The organism is Acidovorax sp. KNOB132 (assembly GCF_057541515.1).
On sequence record NZ_BAAJYT010000077.1, the window covers coordinates 1 to 16,982 of the forward strand.

The 16,982-nt window shown below is 68.6% G+C and carries 9 protein-coding genes; 6 read left to right on the forward strand and 3 right to left on the reverse strand.

Going from position 1 to position 16,982, the window contains the following annotated elements; translation table 11 throughout:
* The first annotated feature begins 360 nt into the window (after positions 1-360).
* The 3 genes from AC27IO_RS12380 to AC27IO_RS12390 all read left to right on the forward strand — a co-directional run bounded on the left by AC27IO_RS12380 (position 361) and on the right by AC27IO_RS12390 (position 9,751).
* Positions 361-597 carry a hypothetical protein gene (locus AC27IO_RS12380; RefSeq protein ID WP_272551932.1) on the forward strand — a complete coding sequence of 79 codons (237 nt, stop codon included), beginning with the start codon at positions 361-363 and terminating at the stop codon, positions 595-597.
* A gap of 172 nt (positions 598-769) precedes the next feature.
* Positions 770-1,093 (forward strand): hypothetical protein, encoded by a 324-nt coding sequence (locus tag AC27IO_RS12385; RefSeq protein ID WP_284431546.1) that lies wholly within the window; start codon positions 770-772, stop codon positions 1,091-1,093.
* 90 nt (positions 1,094-1,183) lie between these two features.
* Positions 1,184-9,751 (forward strand): RHS repeat domain-containing protein, encoded by an 8,568-nt coding sequence (locus AC27IO_RS12390; RefSeq protein ID WP_498739099.1) that lies wholly within the window; start codon positions 1,184-1,186, stop codon positions 9,749-9,751.
* Between the two features lie 285 nt (positions 9,752-10,036).
* Here AC27IO_RS12390 and AC27IO_RS12395 read toward each other — a convergent pair whose 3' ends face one another.
* Positions 10,037-10,537: an acyl-CoA thioesterase gene (locus AC27IO_RS12395; RefSeq protein WP_284402939.1), complete on the reverse strand. Its 501-nt coding sequence runs from the start codon at positions 10,535-10,537 to the stop codon at positions 10,037-10,039.
* Between the two features lie 119 nt (positions 10,538-10,656).
* Between AC27IO_RS12395 and AC27IO_RS12400 the strand changes: the two genes are divergently transcribed.
* Both AC27IO_RS12400 and AC27IO_RS12405 read left to right on the forward strand, forming a co-directional pair.
* Entirely contained in the window at positions 10,657-11,781 is a 1,125-nt protein-coding gene (locus AC27IO_RS12400; RefSeq protein ID WP_284402889.1) for a sterol desaturase family protein, read from the forward strand.
* Between the two features lie 8 nt (positions 11,782-11,789).
* The gene (locus AC27IO_RS12405) at positions 11,790-13,043 is read left to right on the forward strand and encodes a BaiN/RdsA family NAD(P)/FAD-dependent oxidoreductase (protein WP_498739100.1); all 1,254 of its coding nucleotides are present in this window, start codon (positions 11,790-11,792) and stop codon (positions 13,041-13,043) included.
* A gap of 42 nt (positions 13,044-13,085) precedes the next feature.
* Here AC27IO_RS12405 and AC27IO_RS12410 read toward each other — a convergent pair whose 3' ends face one another.
* Positions 13,086-14,201, reverse strand: a complete 1,116-nt coding sequence (locus AC27IO_RS12410) for a catalase family protein (protein WP_498739101.1) — start codon at positions 14,199-14,201, stop codon at positions 13,086-13,088.
* Positions 14,202-14,239: 38 nt separating this feature from the next.
* Positions 14,240-16,582, reverse strand: coding sequence for an FdhF/YdeP family oxidoreductase (locus tag AC27IO_RS12415; protein ID WP_487115483.1), 2,343 nt, complete (start codon positions 16,580-16,582; stop codon positions 14,240-14,242).
* A 195-nt stretch (positions 16,583-16,777) separates the two neighbouring features.
* Here AC27IO_RS12415 and AC27IO_RS12420 point away from each other — a divergent pair.
* Positions 16,778-16,982 (forward strand): hypothetical protein (locus tag AC27IO_RS12420; RefSeq protein ID WP_498739102.1); only part of this gene is annotated, 205 nt, incomplete at its 3' end.

A 16,982-nucleotide genomic window follows, 5' to 3' on the forward strand; every position in this document is an offset into this window, starting at 1 on the left:
GGCTGACACGCCGGCAGCCCCGCGTCCTGCAGGCCAGCGCCGGCCTGCAGCGAACGCTGAACCGAGGACCGCCCGACGCCCTGCGCCGGGCGACGCTAGAGGGCCCCCGAAACCCCGCGGAAAGTGGCCGATGAACCCGCGCGCGCGCTTTCTCTCGGCCCGGTCGCAGGCACTCACCGCGCGGCCGGCCGGAGCCCGAATACCGCGCCATGCTTCAGCAGCTGAAGTGTTCTGAAATTTCACATTCAAGGCCTACAGACCCGTGAAAAACGGGCAGCGCATCGGTACATTGGCTCCCTGGCAGGCACCGCCATCACACGATGCGGCACCGCCAAAAACAATATTCAAAGGGAGAGAACCATGGCGATTACCGTGATCGAAAACGCCGGCTACGGCGTCTACAACCAGACCATCGATGTGACCGCGCAGGTGGCGGACGCGTATGCCAAAGGCACCCGCGTCTTCACCGCCAACAACAACTGGGGCGATCCGGCCCCAGGCGAGCGGAAATACCTCTACATCTTCTGGACCACCAACAGCGTGACGTCGTCCGGTGTGACCGGCGAAAACGACAAGCACGGCATCACCGTCCCCTGAGCACGGCGCTGCGGGCCCCCAGTGCCGGCCCGCCTTCATTTTTTGTATTCCATGCATTCACGGCACTGGCTGCGGGCCCGGTGGGCCATGCCGTGGCTCCATGGTTCAGCGGGATCCGCACGCGAGGGCGCGGCAGGACCCATTTCACCCCACCTTGAACAAGGAGTAATCCATGCCATCCATGTACGTTCAGAACATTTCGATTCCGGTCGCCAACGCCTCGGTGTCCGACGCGGGCGTCGTCACGGCACAGACGACCTACAGCTTCCCGACGAACGTGATTTCGGCCGGAGCCTCCGTTGCCGCCTACACCGCGTCCTTCGGCAACACGGACCACCATCTGCGCACCGTGGGCGCCAGCGTCCAGGTCCAGACCCAGGCCAACTCCCCCACGGTGACGATCACGGGCACCCTGCAGTTGCTGGACAACAGCAACAACAAGCTCAACCCGGCCAGTTGCAGCCTGACCGCCTCGGTGATTGCCTGGGCGCAGTAAATCCACTGATTCACCGACCGGACGGCCCTCCTTTGCTGCGTGAAGGAGGGCCGTTCCCATTGGAGCCTTTTCTTTTTCCAAGGAGTCGCCATGCCATCCACCGCCGGTCAGTCATCCAGCGCCCCAGCCCTCGGAATTCTCCAGTTCGACGCAGGCAGCCTGGGCACGGGCGTCAACCTGTTCCGGGGCAACCTGGCCTTTCCGCTCAAGTTGCTCACGCTCCCGGCGCGGGGCGGACTGGCCTGCGATCTGACGCTCATGTACCAGAGCAGCGTGGCCGACCAAGTGGCGCAGTGGAACCTCACGCACCCCAGCGGCGGGCTCGGCGTGGGGTGGAACATGCCGATGGATCAGATCGTGGCGAACACCGGCAGCGCTCCGCTGCAGGATGCCGAGTACTACCTGATGAACCAGGGGCAGGCCCTGCGCCTCGTGCCCATTCCGACGCAGTGGAGCCGTGGCACGGTCAGCGCGCAAGTGCTCGCCGGCGCGCTGCCGGGGCGGGTGCCGCCGGGGCTGGTCACGGCACTGGAAACGCATGGCTGGCGCCCCTCCAGCGCGGCATTGATCCGGCCCACGGAGCGGCCGGGCGAATGGCGCCTGGACGATCCGCAGCAGCGCCGCTCCCACGCCCTGGTGCCGCAAGCGGACGGCACGCTGGGCATCGAGACGGCGGGCCAGTCCTATGAGACCGTGCCCTACCAGTTCTGGCAGGTCACGTTCTATCCCCAATGGAACAGCTGGGAAGTGGTGCGCCCCGACGGCTCGGTCGCGATCTACGGCGAGAGCGACCGCCAGCTCGACGGCATCGAAGACCGCCATCTCGTGCAGTGGGGCATCCACTGGGACAACTGGACCGGGCCGAGCACGCAGGCGCAAGGGCAGGCGCGCCATGCACAGGCCTGGAACCTGGCGGAGCTGCGCAACACGGCGGGGAACTGGATCGCCTTCGCGTACCGCACGTCGGAGCAGACCGTCGGCGCCGGCACGCTCACCTACACCCGCGAATGCCAGATGGCCCGGATGGAAAACGACCTGGGCTGGTCCTGCCGATTCAACTGGAGCCCGATGACGTACGACAACACGTCGCTGGATGCCCCCAAGGAATACCTCGCCCTTCACTCGGACCCACGGCAGCGCCCCGGCCAGGTGCCCAACGCCTGGCAGGACCGTTTCGAATCGGTGTATCTGGACAGCGTGGATGTGTTCAACGACGCAGGCGCCCCCCAGGTCCGCCTGAATTTCGAATGGCATGACCTCGTGAACCTCACGCCCCCGGATGCCAGCAATCCGCTGGGCACGGGGGCGTGCTTCAAGCGGTACCTCAAGGCGGTCACCGATGTCCTTCCCGGGGGCGCCAGCAGGCCCGGCATCTCCTTCGAGTACGACCTGCAGGGGCAGGGGCCGCTCCCAGGCGCCCTGACCGCCATCACCTTGCCGACCGGTGGCATCACCCGCTACGAATATTCGGAAATCGACGTCGGGGCCGATGCCGAACTGGACCCCGGCGCCCGCAACCTGACGATTGCGAACCCCTTCGGCAGCGACACGGCTGCCACGCCCCGGGTCTGGTACGGCTCGGACTACGTGGTGATGGCCTGGTATGACAGCGCGCAGAACGCCTTGCTGGCGAATGTTCTGACCTGGGTGGGCCGATGGATGCCCGCCTGGCAGACCTGGCAGCGTTTCGACGGCGCCCTGGATGTCGACCGCATCGGCGCGACCACCAGCGAGCACAGTTTCGTGCTGATGCTGCCCCGCCTGGACGACAGCGCCACCGCGGTCTATCTGGCCTCCCGCCGCCCCATCGCGGTGGCCGACTGGGCCTTCGCCTCCGAGGGCGGCCAACCCGAGCCCTATCCCCATGCCAGCGGCCAGCTGCAGGTCGTGGGCGGCAGCGACTTCTATGTGGTGGTGGACAAGGACAACCGCCAGTTCACCCGCTATGCGCTGAACTGGCAATCCCGGTCCTGGGACATCGCCACGGAAACGGCGCCGCAGAGCGGGAACAACGCCCGTCTGTTCGCCTGCGCCGCGGGCCAGCACTATCTGACCTTCTGCTACGACCCGGACACTGAGCAGGGACTCTTCAACCTTCGCTTTCGGGACCCCTTGCTGGCCTGGCACGAGGGTGCGTCGCTGGCGACGACGCAGGTGGTGATTCCAGCCTTCGGGACCACGTCGTATTTTCAGATGACCACCGAAGGCGGCATGGCGGCGGCCGCGTGGATCACGGAGTTCACCGCGAAAGGCAGCGCCATCCAGGCGTTCGACTATCGCCTGGCCGTGCTGCGCTGGGACGCGGATTACGGCAATCTCGCCTTCCAGGCGCTGCCGGACGTCTTCGACGGCCCCGGCTTCACCAACCTCTCCACGGCCTTCCTGCAGACCCTGGGGCCTTCCCTCGTCGGCGGCAGCCTCGTGGGCTCCGGACCGAACGTGCTGCGGTTCGATGGCGTCGACTGGTCCTACCACTTCGCCGGGATCCAGTACTCACCCGGCGCCGACCCCAGCACCCAGTTCTACTGGTATGCCTGGAACGGGCAAGCGGTGCTGAAAACGGAGAACACGACTTCGGCGCTGTACTCCGCCCTGGACAGTTTCGACCCCAGCGATCCGGCCGCGGGCTGGACCACGCAGGTGCTGCAGGACGAAGATCCCCCGCCGCCATCGCGCGAGACGCTCGGCTTTCCCACCCTCGCGGGCACCTATGCCTCGCAGGGGGGAACGCTGTATTCGCAGTCCGTCTGGCCCGGCTGGGCTCCGGTGCAGTCGCACCGGCTCGGTGAAATCACCGCGGCCTCCTTCGACAGCACGACGGTCATCGACCAGGCGCCGGACTTCCTGGCTTACATGACGCTGGACGCCGACGGCGCTCCCCAGGACACGCAGGTGCTGTTCTTCCGCAATGGCGGGCTCCTGAAAGATGCGCAAGGCGAGCCGGTGCGCGAGACCTTCGCCGGGCAGCAGATGTTCCGCATGCTGAACCACACCCTGCGCTACGAGACCGCCGTTTCCGGGAAACTGCCGGCCATTCCATCGGGCTTCGTGACCTTCCCGACCGGCAGCGACATCGATGCGTCCGTCGAGATGACGCTGCACCGCTATGCCAACCATTCCGTGAAAGCGCCGCTGAGGGCCTTCGTGGTCACCGCGCTCACGCAGGACAGCGGCTACGGTGTCTTGAAAAAAGCCTACGCCTACACCGATGTCTCTGCGGCCACCGACAGTTCCGGCAGTGTGGTGCAGTTCGCCACGGTCACCGAATACGCGGCCACCACCGATCCCGCGCTCCAGCAGTACGGCGGGACGACCAGCCACTTCTACAACGGCTTGCCAGCGCGCAGCTTCCAGGCCGCTGCCGAGCGGCAGGTGCGGGCCGGGGCGCTGGCGGACACCCGCTTCGCGGTGGAAGACGCCTACTCGCTCGTGGCGGGCATGCTCATCTCCAAGCAGGTGTTCGGCGCTGACGGCAGCGCTTTGTCGTCGCAGATCAGCGAATGGACCTACGTCGACCAGGTTGCAACGGCGCCCGCCGGCGGCACGCTGCGCAACCTGTATGGTGGCGTTCCGCAGGTGACCTCGTCCACGGAGGTGCTGCAGGGCGTCTCACGCACGATGGCGTTCACCTATTCCCTGGCCGGCGGCAGTCCCGATACCGTACAGACCGGGTACTACGGCAGCACCGGGCAATGGCGGGCCACCCGGCGCTCGTCCGTTTTCGGGTTCGAGGTCTATCCGGCGCTTTGGAGCGCGAACATCCTGGCTCCCGTGGCGCAGGCCCTGATGCACAACCAGGACGACGACGGCGCCTGGCAGTTTCAGGCGGGCAAGGTGCAGACCTTCCGGACCTGGCAGCATGCCGATGGAACGCCCTACTGGGCGGAAGCGGACACCTGGGTGGCGAACGAGGCCGATGCGGTGCCCTTCACCGCCTGGGACGGCACGGACCCGGGCCACGGCTGGCTCCTTCAGGAACGCATCTCCGAGCGGGACGGACTGGGGCAGGTGCTGCTGTCCCATGACCTCGCGGGCCGCCCCATGGCCTCCCTGTACGACGACCGGGCGAGGTTCCGCATCGCCGGGTTCGTCAACTCCGCCTCGGGCAATGCCTACGACAGTTTCGAGGACTACCAGGCCCCCACCTGGAGCCTTCCCGAGGGCAGCGTCGTCCAGGCCGGCGATGCCGCCACCGGCCAATCCTGCCTGCAGGTCAGTGCGTCGGGCACGCTGACGCGCAGCGTGTCCATCGCGCAGGGCCAGGCGCCGCAGGTGTTCTCGCTCTGGATGAAAACGCCCCAGGGCGCCGCCGGCACGGATTTCTCGGCCACCCTGCGCATTACCTCGTCCCAAGGCCAAAGCCTGGAGCGCCCCTTGAAGCCGACCGCCGGGCAATGGCAGCCCGTGCAGTGGACCATCGACATGTCGGGACTGGGGCTTGCGGGCCCCGCGACCGTGACCCTGGCGATCGCGGTGCAGATCCATGGACCATCCGTCCCCTGGATCCGCCTGGACGACATCGCCTTCGCCCCCCTGGACTGCCAGTTCCAGGCCGTGGTGTACGACAGCGCGAGCCTTCGGACGGTCGGAGCGCTGACCCCCAACGGCAACCTCTCCCGCACGGTCTACAACCCGGTGTCGGAACCCGCCGCGACCATCGGCCCGTGGAACAACCCGAGCCTGATCTGCATGGCCTACTTCTGCCGGCAGGACCACGGGGTGGACAGCACCCATCCCTTCCCCACGGACCGTCCCAATGCGGCCATCAACATCCAGGGCAACGGCGACGGCTTCTACGACCCCTTCGCCGACGATGCCCTGCAAAGCTACACGGCGGTCTCCGGCTCCGAATCCGAATGGACCTGCGGCCAGGGACGGCTCATCTACCAGGGGCAGTCGCAACAGCCGCTCGGCGCGCGCCTGGCGCGCACGGGATTCACGGCCGAGAGCCTGGCCGCGCGGATCCTGGTGGACCCGGCCAGCCTGGGCGAGGTCCTCTTGGGCACGGGCGAATGGTTCGTGGCGCGCACCGGGGGTGACGAACCCGAATGGCAGCTTCGGAACGCGGCCGGCGCGGTGTCCGCACAGGCCGCCGCCGATGGCCGTGCGCGCGAGTGGCTGCTGGTGGCCACGCCCGGCAGGCTGCTGTTTTTCGCGGACGGCCTCAAGGTCTTCGAATACGCTGGCCAGGACGTCACGGCCCCCTTCGGCATCCAGGTGGGCATGAGCGCACCCGGCACCTTCAGCGGCTTCGTGGTGGCGCAGGACATCGCGCTGGGTGTGAGCTATGCCGACGGCCTGTCCCGCAGCTTGCAGACCCTCTCGCTGGAGTCCGGTGACAGCGCCATCCTGGAGATGGGGCTGTATGACGATCGCGGCAACATCGCGGTCAAGGCGCTCGACAGCCGCATCACCGTGCAGGGAAATGCAGCGCTCTTCGAATACCAGGCGGGCATGGCCACCAACGCCGGAGAAGGCGGCAGCCTCTGGAGCGGAGCGCCCCTGGAAGGCCTGCTGTCCAGCCAATACCACCCGCAGGCCGGTGGCTATCCGTTTTCACGCACGGCCTTCGAGGCGGCCCCGCTCGCGCGGCCCGTGGCGATGGGGCAGCCCGGCTTCGACTATGCGATCCGGCCGGGCAGCACGCACTACGCCACCCGGGCCTATTCCACCAATCAGACACCCGGCGAATTCGCCTACCCGCTGCCGCTCGGGGAATACCACCTGGTCATCGACACCGACCCCAACGGCGCGGTGACGCAGGCCTGGAAGGACACCGCGGAAAACCTCGTTGGCCGGGTGGTGCAGACCTCCGCCCAGGACACATCGCTGAACTGGCGCATGAGCCAGGTACAGGACGCATCCGGCCGCACCATCGCCTCCGTGCCGCCCAATTCCTATGCGGCCGCTGGAGCGTCACAGAACGGGATTCCGGCGGGCAGTGCGACCGCCACCTACGACTTCGCGGGCCACCGCATCGGCACCACCGACCCCGACAGCGGCCACTGCGAGATGGTGTACAGCACTTCAGGCCTGGCACGCTTTCTCTCCAACGGCAGCGGCTTGCCCGACGGCCACATCATCTATCGCAAGTACGACTCGCTGAGCCGGATCGTGGAGGAAGGCACGGTGCAGCAGGCGTGGGACAGGGAACTGCTGCAGCAAAAGGCCGACGACGCCTCCTGGCCCCCCTCGCCGACGACATGGGGCATTCGCCGCTACTTCGACGGCGACGGCAGCGAGGCGACGCAGGCCGACAGCCTCGTAGGCCGGCTCTGGAAGGTGGAGATGCAGCAAGGCGCACAAGGCGGCGCGCAACTGGTGGAGACATTCGCCTACGACCGGGCCGGGAGGATCGAGCGGCGCGCCCGGACGATTCCCGGCTCTCCGCAGGGCTCCTGCACCGTCACCAACACCTGGTCGCGGGGCGGCAACCTGCTGTCGAGCACCGACTCGTCCACCCAGTTGACCAGCCTGCTGGCCTACGACCCGCTCGCACGCGTGACCTCGGTGTCGGCCCGAGTGAACGGCCTGGACACGGTCCTCGTCGCGCACACCTACTCCCCGCAGGGCAAGCCCGAAACGACGACGCTGCTGCCCACCCCTTCGGGCGCCCTGCTGGAGCGCACCTTCACCTACGAAGCGCCGGGCTGGCCGCGAACCCTCGACGCGGGCCCGCTGTGGAACGAAACGCTGAACTACACCAGCGGTGCGTGCGACGGCCAGGGCTACTACAACGGGGAAATCGCCCGGCAGGGAATAGACTCCAGCATCGCCGACCTGCCCGAGCCTCCCCTGTGCACGCACATGGACGCACTGGGCAGGCTGACCGGCTGCGGCACCGGCATGAACGCCCAGAGCTGGCAGATGGATCTGAACGGCAACTTCACCCGCCACGACCGGGCGGACAGCAGCGCGACCTATGCCTATCAGGATGGGACCAACCGGCTCTCCAGCTATGCAGCGGCAGACGGCACGCTCACCATGGAATACGACCGTGCAGGGGCCATTTCCCAGGCCCGCGGTCCCGGCGGCGCGCCCGCATGGGAAACCGGCTATGACGCCTGCACCGGCCGCCCGGTGTCCTACCGGGGCGGCGACGGAACCTCCCTGGACATCCTGCGTGATGCCGACGGCCACCGCGCACAGCTCACGCGCACGGCCGGCACCGGAGAGCGGCAGCAACGCTGGCAGATGCCCTCGCCCGGCGGCGAGGTGCTCGTGCAGGATTCGGGCACGTCGACCTCCATCGCCCGCTTCATCTCCGCCATCGACGTGCAGGTGGCGTGGATCGACGGAAAGTTCTATTTCGGACTGCTGGACCATCTGGGAAGCGTGCGTGTCGTGCTGGATGCCGACAACGCGGTGGTCGGGGCATGGCGCTACGACATCTACGGCGCGCCAACGGCGGTGGTGCCCTGCCAGGTGCCATGGCCGCGGCTGTTCACCGGCCACAACTACGACGAAGACTCCGGCCTGTACGACTGCAATGCCCGCTTCTACAGCCCCCTGCTGGGTCGCTATCTCAGCGTGGACCCGCTGCTGGAAAGCCCCTCGCCCTACGTGTACGTGGGCAACAACCCCTTGTGCTTCACGGACCCCCAGGGCATGAACGTGTGGGGGATCATCGCGGGGGCCGTGGCGACCCTGGCGATCGGCGTGGCGGGCGTGCTGCTGCTGGGGACCGGCGTGGGCGCTGCGATTCTCGTCGGCGTCGTGGCAGGCGTGGTGGGGTCGATGGCGGGCGATCTGGTGAGCATGGCCACGGGAGACCCCATCTCCTGGAAGCAGTTCGGCATCGATGCGCTGGCGGGCGCGGCATCCGGCGCGGCCGGCGCGCTGGCAGGCGGCGCGCTGGGCTCGCTGACCGCGCGCGCCGCGCTGGCCGTCGGCGCCGGCAAGGCGGCCACCACGATATCGATCTCGGTGGTGTCCGGCATTTCCGGTGGCGTGGCGGGGGCCGCGGCGGGCTCCGGTGTTTCCGCCTACATGTCCGGGCAGCCCTTCTTCAGCCGCGCCACGTTGCTGAACATCGCCATTGGCGGCATCGCGGGCGGCGGGGCGGGACTCATGGCGGCAGGTGCGCACCTGACCTTTTTCACCGGCGGCAAATCGCTGGGGGTCAACCCGACACCGCTCACGGAGCACACGCAGATCCCGTCCTTCCCGGACCCGGCGGCCAATCCCAATTTTCCGAGAAACGCCGGGGACGGGATGCTGAGGGGAAAAGTACGGATCCTGATGCCCAACGACCCTGTCACCCAGTCCATGGAAAATACCTGGACCCACCTGGATCCTGTGCAGCGCGCCACGTTCGAGCAGAACCTCACCACCATCAACGGCACCAGCGTGGACGTGGTGGCGACCCACGGCATTGCCGGCAGCGCGATGGTGGAGTGGACCGCACCCAACGGCACACCCATCAACCGCCCTGTGTCCGCCCAGACGCTGGCAGCCTTCCTCAGGCAGGAAGGCTATGGTGCCACCGGAACGAACCAGCCCATCAAGCTCGTCACCTGCTTCGCCGGCATGCCGGGACGGTTCAGCCTGGCGCAATCGCTCGCCAACGAGATGGGGGTCAGCGTGTACGCCCACTGGTGGGTGGTCAACCCGAACCCCGATGTGGCGACACCCTGGATCCGTTTCGATCCGCGTTGACGCGCGATGCGGCGGATGGGCCGAGGCGGATGGAAACACCCGCGGGCAGGCGGTCCAGCCCCGCCACTCGCGCTGGCCTCGCAGCGGCGCATGGCAACGGGTGTCCGAGGCTCTGGCGGGAAGCGGCCCGGTCGGTCGTTTCCATGGCTCGCTCCCTCTGGCGCCCCGCCCTCGGGCGGGCGGTGGGGGAGCATGGTGGGCAGCGGGCCCGACCGGGGCATGCCACCATGCGAAGCCGTGCGCGCACCGGCGCACGGCCACCGCGACTCTGGCGTCTCTTACCTCTTACAGGCCGGCCGGCCCGGCCGCCGCCAGCCGCACCTGCTCGAAGCGCTCGGCCTGCTCCTTGCGCAGGGCCTTGCGCAGCAGCGCGGCCTCCCAGCGGCGGCGCTCGTCGGCGGTGGAGGGCGACAGGGGCGGCACGGCGACGGGCTTGCGGTCCTCGTCCACGGCCACCATGGTGAAAAAGCAGCTGTTCACGTGGCGCACCACCTGGGTGCGGATGTTCTCGGCCACCACCTTGATGCCCACTTCCATCGACGAGTTGCCGGTGTAGTTCACGCAGGCCAGGAAGGTGACGAGCTCGCCCACGTGGATCGGCTGCAGGAAGGTGACCTGGTCCACGCTGAGCGTGACGGCGTAGCAGCCCGAGTAGCGCGTGGCGCAGGCGTAGGCCACCTGGTCCAGCAGCCGCAGCACCGCGCCGCCGTGCACGTTGCCCGAGAAGTTGGCCATGTCGGGGGACATCAGCACGGTCATGCTGAGCTGGTTGGCCGGAAGGTTGATCGTCATGGCGCGCGATTTTAGAAGCGCGAGGGCCCGCGGCACGGGCCTTGCGTGGCGCGGATCGGGCCGGTGATGCGGCTTCGCTACACTCGCGCCCGGCGTTCCCGCCCGGAGAAAAAATGCTCGACAAACTCAACGAACTCACCGCCAGCCATGGCGAACTGCGCACCGGCCGCGGCCTGGTCTCGGGCGTCATCGCCCTGTCGCTGGCCATCCTGTGCATGCTGGGGGTGCTGGCCTTCCACTTCCCGCAATACCTCACCACGCCGGAGCTGCGCAAGAGCTACAACGTGGACGTGATTCGCATGATCATGCTGGCCGCGCTGGTGGCGGCGGGCGGCATCTCGCTCGTCAACATGCTGTTCAACCGCTCGCGCTGGCTGTCGGCGGCGGCCTTCCTGCTGGTGGTGTCCACCGCGCTGCTGGGCGGGCACAAGGTGCCGGTGAACGACTTCGCGGACAACACGCCCTACATCGGCCTGGACTGGTTCATCCTCGACCTGCTGGGCAGCGCGCTGATCTTCATCTTCATCGAAAAGCTGTTCGCCCTGCGGCGCGATCAGCCGGTGTTCCGCGCCGAGTGGCAGACCGACTTCCACCACTTCATCGTGAACCACATGGTGGTGGGCTTCGTGCTGCTGGCCACCAACCTGCTGGTGCACAAGTTCTTCGGCTGGGCCGCGAGCGACGGCGTCCGCGGCTGGGTGCAGGGGCTGAACTTCTGGGTGGCGCTGTTCCTCATCATCCTGGTGGCCGACCTGGTGCAGTACTGGACGCACCGGGCCTACCACGAGGTGCCGGTGCTGTGGCGCCTGCACGCGGTGCACCACAGCGTGAAAAGCATGGACTGGATGGCCGGCTCGCGCCAGCACATCCTGGAGCTGCTGATCACGCGCACGCTGGTGCTGGCACCGATCTACGTGCTGGGCTTTTCCAAGGAGGTGATCGACGCGTACATCGTGATCGTGGGCTTCCAGGCCGTGTTCAACCACGCCAACGTGAGCGTGCGCCTGGGGCCGCTGCGCTACCTGATCGTCACGCCCAACTTCCACCACTGGCACCACAGCCAGGACCAGGAGGCGCTGGACAAGAACTACGCGGCGCACTTCGCCTTCATCGACTACGCCTTCGGCACGGCGGTCAAGAGCACCAAGCTCTGGCCCGAGCACTACGGCGTGCTGGGCGACTACGTGCCCAACGGGTTCATGAAGCAGCTCAAGTTTCCGTTCACGTGGAAGGGCTAGTGGCTTCCATGAACACGGCGGACACCGCGCGGCAGTTCGACGCCGTCGTCATCGGCGCCGGCGCGGCGGGCCTGTTCTGCGCCGCGCAGGCGGGGCAGCGCGGCCTCTCGGTGCTGCTGATCGACCACGCCGAGAAGGTGGCCGAGAAGATCCGCATCTCGGGTGGCGGGCGCTGCAACTTCACCAACCGCGACCTGGACCCGGCCGCGCCGCACAAGCACTTCGTGGGGCAGAACCCGCAGTTCTGCCGCTCGGCGCTGTCGCGCTACACGCCGGCCGACTTCATCGCGCTGATAGACCGGCACGGCATCGCCCACCACGAAAAGCACAAGGGCCAGCTCTTCGCCGACCGCTCGGCGGAGGACATCATCCAGATGCTGCTGGCCGAATGCGCCGCGGGCGGCGTGCAGCGCTGGCAGCCGTGCCGGGTGAAAAATGTGGTCTTTTCGGCCTCCAGCGCAGATTCCACTAGGGCGTTTTGCTATCAAATTGATACCGATCGCGGTCCCGTGCTGGCCCGCAGCGTGGTCGTGGCCACCGGGGGGCTGTCGATCCCCAAGATCGGCGCCACCGACTTCGGCTACCGGATCGCGCAGCAGTTCGCCATCCCGCTGGTGGAGCGCCGCCCGGGGCTGGTGCCGCTGACGTTCGACGGCGATGCCTGGGCGCCCTACGCCCAGCTGGCCGGGCTGGCGTTGCCGGTGGAGATTTCCACGGGCGCCAGAAAGGCGCGCATGGCCTTCCATGAAGACCTGCTGTTCACCCACCGGGGGCTGTCGGGCCCGGCGGTGCTGCAGATCTCCAGCTACTGGCAGGAGGGCCTGCCGCTGTCCATCCATCTCGCGCCGCGCACCGACCTGCCCGCCCTGCTCGCGCAGGCCAAGGCGCGGTCGAAAAAGCGCATCGCCAACGAACTGGCCGGCCTGGTGCCCAGCCGCCTGGCCGACACCTGGGTGCAGCAGGACGCGGACTGGCAGCGGCCCATCAACGAGGCCTCCGACAAGGCGCTGGCGCGGCTGGCCGAGCGGCTGTCGCGCTGGGAGCTGGTGCCCACGGGCACCGAGGGCTACAAGAAGGCCGAGGTGACGCTGGGCGGCGTGGACACGCGGGCGCTGTCGCAGCAGACCATGGAGGCCAAGGCCCAGCCGGGGCTGTATTTCATCGGCGAGGTGGTCGATGTGACGGGCTGGCTGGGGGGCTACAACTTCCAGTGGGCCTGGGCCAGCGCGCACGCCTGCGCGCAGGCGCTGCCGGGCGGCTGAGCCCCGCCGGCACGGGCCCCGGCACGAGGCCAGCGCATGCGGTCATGCGCGCCCGATGGACGGCGGAATCTCGCTCGGTTCGCGCACGGGCGTCTGGTTGCGGTCCGCGCGGAACTGCGCCGAGCGTTCGTATGCCAGCTTGCGGGCGCGCATCACGTTGCCCAGGGGCTGGTGGTCCGCCAGACCGCGCCAGGGGCTGAAGAAGAGGCCGTCTTCCGACACGGCGGCCACGGCCTCGCTCCACGCGGTCTGCGGCTGCGCCACTAGCCGGGCCACGGTGATGTAGGGGCTCTGTTCCTGCGGCCACTCCACGGACGCGTCTTCGACCGGCATCGACTCCAGGTCGGTGCACAGCTGCACCCGCAGGTCCCACTGCGCGGGGTTCACCGCCATGAAGCGGACCACCTCCTCGCGCAGGCCATCGGGCCGGCCGTCGAGATCGACCTTCTGATCCACCAGCGCCTTCAAGGCGTCCGATGCCGGCGCCAGCGACAGCTTGGCGATGTATTGGCCGTGCCGCAAGGCCGCGCCCGAGAAGAAGGTGGCGCCCAGCACGTGCGTCGGGGCATGCCCGCCCAGCGAGATCAGCTTGCCGCTCTTGCCGCCGAAGGCCTCGACGACCCTCTCGGCCACCTGCAGGGTGGCCGACAGCGCTTTCTTGGCCCCCTCCGCCACATCGGTCGTGGCCGCCAGGGGCTTGAGGTTGCTCAGGAATTTCCGGGCCGTGGGCGCGGCGAAGACCGGGCTGTCCGCAAAGACGAAGTTCTGGGTGGTGTCGGACTCCGAACCCGGGAGCCGCGCGCCCTCGACGCCGAGGACCTTCAAGCCCAGGCCCCGGGGCAGGGACACCTTGTCGTCCAGCACGTCGCCCGGGTTGGTGGAGAACCGCAGAATGGCGTCGTACGTGCCGGGCCGGGCGAACAGCCCCTGGGCGAGCGGGTCGGGCAAGTCCGGCAGCACCGTCAATTGCGCCCGCAGCACGCCGTGCGCCTTGGCATGGACGCTGCGGCGCGCGTGGCCGCTGTGCTCGAACGTCGTCTCGCGGATCTTGGCGAGCGTCTGGTCCAGGTCGGCGAACACCTGCGCCTCGTCGGGATCGGCCTGCTCGACGGCAGGGTGGTAGCGAACGGGCGACTGGCTGGCGGGGTCTTGGCGCATGGCGGGTCCTTGGCAGTGAGAGGGTGGGGGCGGGCGCATCAGCCTGGGAACAGGCGGATGGGAATGGACTTGGCGGCGGGAACGTGGCTTTCCCTGGCGTGGTGGTCCAGGGGCATCAACGGATTGAGTTCGGGGTAGTAGCCCGCCACGGCACCGCGCGGCAGGTCGTAGGCCACGACGGTCAGTCCGGACACCTCGCGGCGCACGTCGTCCTGCCGCCACTGCGTGCGCGCCGTCACGCGGGCGCCGGCCTGCAGGCCGAGCCGCTCGATGTCGTGGGCATTCATCAACAGCACCTGGCGCGTGCCCTCGATCCGGCGAAAGCGGTCGTTCAGGCTGTAGATGGTGGTGTTGAACTGGTCGTCGCTGCGGATCGTGAAAAGGCGCAGCACCTCGCCGTCCACGGGCGTGGGCACCTGGTCCGGATCGGCCTGCAGGCCGCCGGGCGCGACGAAAGCGGCCCTGCCGCTGTCGGTCTCCCACACCCGATGGCGGGCCGCGATGGGCCGCGCGAAGCCGCCCGGGACGGCCAACCGGCGGTTGAAGTCGTGGAAGATCCTGGGGAAGGTCAGCGCGATGGCGTCCCGCACGCGGGCGTAGTCGTCGGTCCACCCGGCCCACGGAACGCAGGCGTTCGGCGCGAGGGTGGCCTGCGCGATGCCCGCCACGATCGACAGCTCGGAGCGCAGCGTCGCGGCCGCCGGCTCGGCCACGCCACGGGAGGGGTGCATGAAACCTGTCGAATCCTCGGTCGACACCGTTTGCTCGCCGCTGGCCTGCCGGTCGATCTCCACCCGGCCCAGGCACGGCAGCAGGTAGGCCACCTCGCCATGCATCACGTGGCTGCGGTTGAGCTTGGTCGCGATCTGAACGGTCAGACGCATCCGGCGCCACGCGGCCTCGATGAGCGCCGTCTCGGGCACCGCGCGCACGAAATTGCCGCCGAGGCCGAGGAACGCCCGCACCGACCCGTCCAGGATGCCCCGGCAGGCGGCGACGGTATCCAGGCCCTTCTTGCGCGGGGGCTCGAACTGGAACTGCGAGGCCAGCTGGTCCAGCGGGGCGAGTTCCGGCTTCTCGGTGATGCCCACCGTGCGCTGCCCCTGCACGTTGGAATGCCCGCGCACCGGGCACAGCCCGGCACCGGGCTTGCCCACGTTGCCGCGCAGCAGCAGCAGGTTGGCGAGCATCTGCACGTTCAGCACGCCCTCGCGGTGCTGCGTGAGCCCCATGCCGTAGATGCCGATGACGCGTTCGGCCGCAAGGTAGGTGCGTGCGGCCTCCTCCAGCGCCGAGCGGGACAGGCCGGAGTCGCTTTCGATGTCTGCCCACGGGGCGGCGCGCATCGCCTGCGCGAGTTCGTCGTAGCCCTGCGTGTGCTCGGCGACGAACCGGGCATCGATGGCGCGGGGGCCGCCCGATGCCAGCGCGGCGTCGTCCGCCTCGATCACGAACTTGCACAGGCCGGTCAGCGCGGCGATGTCGCCCCCGGGCCGGACCTGCAGGTACTGCGTGCTGATGGCGGTGCTGCCCGGCGTGAGCATGTCCACCGGCGACTGGGGGTTGTTGAACGCCACCAGGCCGCTCTCGCGCAGCGGATTGAAGGTCACGATGGGCACGCCCCGGCGCCGCGCGTCCTGCAGGGGATGCAGCATGCGCGGACTGGACACGCCGACGTTCTGGCCGAAGAAGAAGATGGCGTCGCACTGGTCGAAGTCGTCCAGGTCCACCGTGCCCACCGGCGACCCGATGGACTGCTTGAGGCCGACCGATGTGCTCTCGTGGCACATGTTCGAGCTGTCGGGCAGGTTGTTGGTCCCATACAGCCGGGCGAAGAGTTGCCACAGGTACGACGTCTCCAGCGACGCCCGGCCCGACGCGTAGAACACCACCGCATCGGGCTGCAGCGCTTTCAGTTCCCGGCCGATGCCGTCGAAGGCCTCCTGCCAGGACACTTCGACATACCGGTCCCGGCCGGCGTCGTAGCGCAGAGGAACCGTCAGCCGCCCGCCCGCTTCCAGCGCGTGGTCGGTCCAGCCGGCGAGTTCCGCCAAGGGGTGGGCCTCGAAGAAGGCGGCGTCCAGGCGCCGGTCCGTCAGCTCCCACGACGTCGCCTTCGCGCCGTTCTCGCAGAACTCGGCGGGATGCGGATGCAGCGGCTTGGCCCAGGCGCAGCTGGAGCAGGTGAAACCGTCGTGCTTGTTCTGCAGGGCCAGCGCCTTGATCACCGTGACGCCCGGGCGATCGCGCAGCAAGGTGCCGGCGACCGCTCTGACGGAGCCCCAGCCGCCGGACGGCGGAGGATCCTGCCCTGCATCGGGGGAGGCGCTGCTGGCTGGCGTGGCCAGGTCTCGGGAGGGGGGCGACGGCTTATCGGACATCGACCGCTTTCAACGCGGGCCTGTGGCGGTGCGGGGTAGCGGCCCGCTCCAGGAAGCCAGGGCGGGCGCGCAGTGGATGGCGGTGTCGGAATCGATCGATCGAAGGGGGTGGCATGCGGGGCTCGGCGGGCAATGGGGCGTGGCCCCCGATTACGCGGCTGGGGGCCGTGCAGGCCCTGTCGGATGGAGCGCCTAATGGCCATGCGCGTTGGCCGACAGCGGGCCGATGAGGCCTTTGCCAACGCACCGGCGCGGTGGGCCGGGCGGCTGCCGCTGCAGGCCAGGGAGGGCCAGGGCCCGATCGGGCCTTCGTCGTTTCAGGCGCCGGGCGATTCCGCTTGCACCACGCCGCTCCAGCGCGCGGTGCCCAGCCAGCCCTGCAGCGCCGCAGCCCCGGGCG

Coding starts and splice junctions, on each gene's coding strand:
- AC27IO_RS12400 (WP_284402889.1), top strand. CDS start 10,657: ATGCTCGACAAACTCAACGAACTCACCGCCAGCCATGGCGAACTGCGC.
- AC27IO_RS12410 (WP_498739101.1), bottom strand. CDS start 14,201: ATGCGCCAAGACCCCGCCAGCCAGTCGCCCGTTCGCTACCACCCTGCC.
- AC27IO_RS12385 (WP_284431546.1), top strand. CDS start 770: ATGCCATCCATGTACGTTCAGAACATTTCGATTCCGGTCGCCAACGCC.
- AC27IO_RS12390 (WP_498739099.1), top strand. CDS start 1,184: ATGCCATCCACCGCCGGTCAGTCATCCAGCGCCCCAGCCCTCGGAATT.
- AC27IO_RS12415 (WP_487115483.1), bottom strand. CDS start 16,582: ATGTCCGATAAGCCGTCGCCCCCCTCCCGAGACCTGGCCACGCCAGCC.
- AC27IO_RS12405 (WP_498739100.1), top strand. CDS start 11,790: ATGAACACGGCGGACACCGCGCGGCAGTTCGACGCCGTCGTCATCGGC.
- AC27IO_RS12380 (WP_272551932.1), top strand. CDS start 361: ATGGCGATTACCGTGATCGAAAACGCCGGCTACGGCGTCTACAACCAG.